Origin of the sequence: Streptococcus sp. VTCC 12886, assembly GCF_049893425.1 — a bacterium.
Lineage (GTDB): Bacteria > Bacillota > Bacilli > Lactobacillales > Streptococcaceae > Streptococcus > Streptococcus suis_AA.
The window spans coordinates 67,002-73,498 of record NZ_JBMVJB010000007.1; the positions used below are offsets into that span (position 1 = coordinate 67,002).

The following is a 6,497-nucleotide window of genomic DNA, read 5'->3' on the forward strand; positions in this document are numbered from 1 at the left end:
TGCTTTTTGAGTTAAAATACTTGCAAACAGAATACCATATAGGGTTTAATAGTAAAAGAGCTATTTTAAATGAGTGAGAGTTGTTAAATACATAAATGAAAACGCAAGCAAAAAACAGTAGAATTCGAATTTATATCTTAAGGTCGTAGACAAACTTCTCTCTATAAATCAGTATTTTTGTGAACTGGGTAACAGCTATATATGTCTCACTTCATTAAAAATAGTCCGGTAAGGCTAGTCCGTTTGAAAAGGTCTACAAATTAACATGTCAAACGTTTATCAGAATTTGCATGATAAAGAACAATGAGGAGTCGAATTGGAATAAAAAGCAATGGGTTTGATGTAAAATGAAGAAAATATAATAAATTTTTGAGCATAATTCTTTGAAGGAACCTCTAAAAACACCAGTAGAGCATCTAGAGCGTCAAATTTATCTTTAATCTACAGTTTATTTCTTGTAAATTTTTGTTTATGAGTCTTACTCAAGGCTATTTCCCAATTTTTGGGCGCACTAAGCCCATGATTTCAACCCTAGTCGTTTAATCTGTTCAAATCGAAAGATGTTATAGAGGAGGTTGGTTAAGGTCACATTTGTCTTTGCCCTATCCATTCCAATCCCTCTAAAGGTACTTCCCTTCATGCTATTTTCAATAAAACCAAAAACATGCTCAACTCGACAACGGACTTTGGCAATATGACGGTTAATGTTCTTGTCAGTATCGGTCAATGGTTTATTTCGGAAAGCACGACGGACGGTATGGTGTTGGCAGTTGTCAGGAACACTTTTCCCCACATAGGCACTATCATCAAATACAGGTTCGTTGGCATCACAAAGAGAAGCTAGAACATTGGAGTCATGTATACTAGCTGTTGTGACGCCATAATCTTTGATTAGCTTTGATTTTCTATCAACACAGACGTGATTTTTATAGCCAAAGTAACGAACACCCCCTTTTTGAGTCCAGCTCCCATCGATATCTTTTTGGCATCGTTTGGCTTTGTTCCAACCTTCTACAGTTTCATGCGCTTTGATTTTCTCATTTTCCTCACGGGAATTGCGTTGCTTAGGACATTCCACAAATGAAGCATCAACTATTTGACCTGTGTGGGCAATCAAACCTTCGTCCGAGAGTTGAGTATAGAACAAGTCGAATAATTCCTTTTCGCGACCTGATTGAGTCAAGCGATCTCGATAAAGCCAGATAGTTTTTGAATCTGGGACATTATCTTCGTGGCAACCAACGAAACGACGAAAGGATAAGCGATCAAGCAATTGATATTCCATAGCATCGTCAGACAAGTTATGTAACCGTTGAAGTAAAAGGACTTTGAACATCATGAGGTAATCAAGGTGAGGACGACCTCCACGACCAATAACTTTATTCTTGCGAGAAAACAATTCTGATAACAAGGGGAGAAAGAGTTGCCAATCCATGACAGCGTCTAGACGTTCCAATGGATTACCTTTTTCAGTGAGTTTTGACAAGATTTTTTCATCATCAGTAAATAAATGCATCGTGTTTAACCTCGTTTATCGAGTTTTATACTTGTATTTCTATTATCTCATTTTATAGGTTTTTTGAGGAGTTTTTAGAGGTTTAGAGGTGCCCTTGATAAATAAATAAACAAGGGTTATAATAATAATATAGAAGGGAACCTCTAATAGTTTACACAAATGCAATTCTTACTGATTGTTAACGCAGACACGAGAAGTGAGGGTATCTGATGTGAAAAATATTAGAAATATGTAATTATTTATGCTAACAATTTGCAAATAAGATAGATATTTGGAGGATCTTATGGAATTTTGGAATAAAAGACAACGCTTTTCTATCCGAAAACTGAATAATGGAATCGCTTCGGTATTGATTGGTATTGCTTTGGTGGGGGTTCTTGGAACAAACACTGTTAAGGCAGAGACACCAGCGACTGGTACTGAAGCGACTGCCACGGGAGGAGAAGCAGCTTCAGGTACTGAGACGACTGGAACTCCTGAGTCAGGAACGACGCCAGCAGCTGCAGAACAAGCAACTCGTCAGGCAACGATTAATTATGTCGTTGTCTACAAAGATGCGAGTGGCAAGGAACTTTACCGTGTCCAACGGACCACGACCACAGAAACAACTGAACAAAGTTCCGCTTCTGCGACTATTCCGGTAAATGCTACTGATATGACAAGCGCATCTGAGTTGGCAAACTATGAATTGGCTGAATCGGATAGCAAAGAGGCAACGGTAGCAGAAGGTGCCAATACAGAGGTAACTTTTACCGTTAAACCGAAACAGAGTCAAGTGGCGATTAAGTACTTTGTTGTCTATAAAGACGGAGACGGAAAAGAAATCTATCGTCGTGAAGAGACTCAGACTGTTGAAAACGTTCCTGCAGGTACAACAGCTTCAGCAAAAGTAACGGTGGATGCAACAGATATGGTATCGGTTGCCGACCTTTCGTCATATCGTTTGGAGGGAGAAACGTCTCAACAAGCAGAAGTGACCGATGGTGGTGCTAACGAAATTGTTTTCAAAGTGTCTCGTCGTACACGTAAGGTAATTATCAAGTATTCCGTTGTCTATAAGAATGAAAACGGAGATGCAGTTTACCGAGAAAACAAAGAAAAAGAAGTTGAAACAACTGATGAAGTTGCAACAGCAACGGTAGAAGAAGCACCGGTAGACGTCAAAACGGTAACCGCCCTGAATGGTTATAAATTATTAGAGCCTGTGGCTAATCAAACGATGCTTATCACTGAAGGTGCGACAAATGAAATCACCTTTAATGTAGAGGATGCTACACCAGCAGATACAGGTACTGAAGGTACGGATATTACAGCTGTTGAATTCTATAGCAATGATGAGCTCTTGGGAACTCAGTATGTTCGTATCGGAGAAACCTTGCGGAAACCAGGCCTTCCTTCCTCAGGGGAAGATGTATTCTTGGGATGGTATATCGAAGGTGAGGATACCAAAGTTGACTTTACAGCACCGACGAGTTTCAAAAAAGATACTACCGTTGGTGGAGACAACAAAGAATTAGTTCGTATTGTAGCGCGTTATAATAACAGCCGTCGCGTTGTCTTTAAAGATGATGAGGGTGTCATCATTCGTGTTAAAGAAGTGCAGGCTGGTAAAACGGTAACTGATAAAGATGTCGACATCATATCGAAAAAAGATTCAACAGTCTTTTCTCATTGGTCAACAACAGCTAACGGTGCGCAAGCGTATGACTTTAGCACACCAGTTACGAACGACTTAGAACTTCATGTGGTTGTTAAAAATCAGAAAATCATCAACTTTGATTCTGCGGGTGGTACTGAAGTTGACAATATGTATGTTGATAATGGTTCTTTAGCCAGCAACTCCCCTGGAGGGAAGTTACCGACTCCAGAACGTAAAGGTTATGATTTTGTTCAATGGTTGGATAAGTCTACAAATAAGGCAGTAGATGTTAATGCCGAAGTAACACGCAATTACAATCTTAAGGCGCAATGGCAACCACGTACAGATACACCGTATAAAGTTGTTCACATGGTAGAAACACCTAGTGGAACACGGACATTTGCTGGTATTAATTATACTGTTAGCTCTGTTGAAGAATTGACAGGTACGACAGAGGCTATTATCACATTTACCATGCCGAGTACTCTAGCGGCTGAGTATGTTCTGTCAAGTAACCAAGAACCATCTGTTACGATTAATGGAAACGGTGAGTCTGTTTTGAATGTGTATTATGAACGCAAAAAAACAAAACTGAAAGTCATCTATGCGAAGCGTAATCCGCATGGTAATATCATGTTAAAAAATGGAAGGGGTACCAAATATAAAAACTCAATTCCATCAGAGGCAGATATAAAAGAAGAGGATATTGACTATATTACAGAAGAATATAGTGTTAAGTGGTATGAAGAATTAACTCCATATCTTAGCAAGACCAATGTCGTTTCTTGGTATAATGTAACGCGCGAGCGCTACTATACTCGTACAAATTTGCCTAAACGTAATCTTGATGAAGACATTAAAGAAGATGTGTTTAGGCAAATTAATGCAACGCCTACCGTAAAAATGGTGGACTATGATACAAATAAGGAGTTTGCTTCTTTCAAAATCAATGGGGTTGCTGGTAGCCCATATTTTTACACCCCTATGGAAGGTTATGACTTTGTTAAGTTCAAAAATGAGGCTGAAAGAGTTGATAGAACACCTCTTACGAAAGAAGATATGACTGTCTACTATCGTAAACAGCATTATGATGTCAAGTTTGTTTCCAATGATGCAAACGGAACGGTCGAGACTAAAAAGTTAGCCTACCTAGACTCAGTAAGTCCGGTTGTTCCGTCGGATTATAAGCAGTATGTTACGAAGAAAGATGTTTCCGGTGTAACTTATCTCTTCAAAGGGTGGTATGATACCGAAAACGGCTTAGGCGATCCAGTTGATTTTTCTAACATTAAAATGCCGGCTGGTGGACTGGTTTACTATGGTATCTGGGAAAAAGAGTTTATTCCTGTTATCGTCCATAATGAAACCGTTCTTGATACGAGTGTTTCGAATGATAAATACGTGCTCTTGGTTGATCCAGGTAAAACAATAACTGATAAAGGAGCAGTATTCTACGGTGTTCTCGATAGCGATGGTTCTGTTAAAGTTGATCCAAACGGAACTCCGATTGTAGATACTAGCCGTACCTTCGATGGCACACTTACTGTGAATGACAAGCTTAACTATGATGGCACTACCTTGCAACCAGAATGGTATAGACTTGTTAATGGCCGTTTGGAAAGTGTAAACCCATCTACGCTACAAATTTCTAAGCACGGTACCATCTATGTACCTGTTTGGAACTACCCAACCAAAACCCTTAACTATAATGCCAATGGTGGTGCAAATCCTCCAACAACTTCAGACTTGAAGTTCAAAGAAAATATCGCGATTGCTGATCCAGGTGCTATGACACCACCGAAAGAGGGGCTTGTCTTCGTCGGTTGGAACACAAAAGCAGATGGAAAAGGAACGCGCTATTTACCTAAGCATAAGCTTCAATTCAACGATTTTGCAGGAAGTAGTTTGGAGCTTTTTGCAGAGTGGGTTACTGATCCTTTGACTGATAAAGTGACTGTGACCTTTGATCCAAATGGAGGAAATGGTCGTGTTATCAATACAGAATATCGTAAGAATCAAGCTTTCTACGTTCGTAATCAAGGATACAACCGTCCGGGATATAATTTGATTGGATGGACCACAGACCAAACATCAACGACTAGTCAGTATAAGACAGGGCAAAAAATCTCGGCTGATCACATGACCTTGTATGCGCTCTGGGCGGAAAAACTAAGTGCAAAAGTAGAGACCTCAAATGTTTTTATTGATAAAGCAAAAGTTGACTCAGATAAAGTCGTCGTTACCCCTAATTATACAGAAGCCAAACTAACTTCAAGTGCAATTTATGGCTTATCTGTTGATGCCAATGGTGTCATTGTGGGAACACCTAAGGCTCCAAGCTGGTACGGTGTAACTGATGAGACCCGTGATGTTAAGATTCCTGTCCGCGTTTCCTTGAGTGTTAGCCGACCAACTGGTAATTCAACCTCTGAAGTTGTCACAGTTTATGTTCCGGTTACAATTCAACGTGACACGGACGGCGATGGCGATCCAGATGTGACGGATCCGGATGATGACAACGATGGTATTCCAGATGGAGAAGACAGCACACAAAAAGTCTTCACCAAATTAACAGCAACAGGAAAAACCAAAACAGTTACTGAAAAAGCGCGTATTGCTTCTGAAAAAGTTGTTGATAGCAATAAGCCGTACACTAAAGGCGTTCAAGGAACTTTACCTACAGGTTTGACAGGCGTTTCAATCAATGATCGTGGCTATATAAGCGGTGCAGCTGTTGTTACAGATTGGGCGAATGACAATGAAACATCACGTACATTCAGTATTCCTGTGACGGTAGAGAGCTACAATGCATTAGGTAATCGCGTAACAACTCCTGCAGGTATCTTAGAAAGCGTTGATACAGTTGTTGTCCTCACGGTTCAACGTGACACAGATGGCGATGGTAATCCAGATGTGACCGATCCAGATGATGATAACGATGGTATCAAGGATGAGGATGATAAGAATCCGAAGACACCAGATACCAACCTTCCAGTGATCACAGCAGATGATGCGACCGTCACAGAAAAAGCACCAATCAGCCCAATCCCAGTAACGGTTACCGATGAGGATGATGAGACCATTGCCATCGATCCAAATGATGTGACTGGCTTACCAGATGGCTTGGTCTACAACCCAGCGACAGAAGCGATTGAAGGCACACCAACGGTTTCCGATTGGGGCACAACGGAAGAAAGCCGAGACTTCCCAGTAGAAATCAAGGCAACCGATGGAGCTGGTAACGAAGCTACTAAGACCATCACGATCACGGTTCAACGTGACACAGATGGCGATGGTAATCCAGATGTGACCGATCCAGATGATGATAACGATGGTATCAAG

The 6,497-nt window shown here is 40.6% G+C and carries 2 protein-coding genes; one reads left to right on the forward strand and one right to left on the reverse strand.

The window, feature by feature from the left end; translation table 11 throughout:
- Positions 1 to 511: 511 nt before the first annotated feature.
- On the reverse strand, positions 512 to 1,516 hold the full coding sequence (locus tag ACPC57_RS03565; RefSeq protein WP_011681261.1) for an IS5-like element ISSth7 family transposase: 1,005 nt from the start codon (positions 1,514 to 1,516) through the stop codon (positions 512 to 514).
- Between the two features lie 283 nt (positions 1,517 to 1,799).
- Here ACPC57_RS03565 and ACPC57_RS03570 point away from each other — a divergent pair.
- Positions 1,800 to 6,497, forward strand: a 4,698-nt coding sequence (locus ACPC57_RS03570; protein ID WP_434066318.1) for an InlB B-repeat-containing protein, incomplete at its 3' end; no start/stop codon positions are given.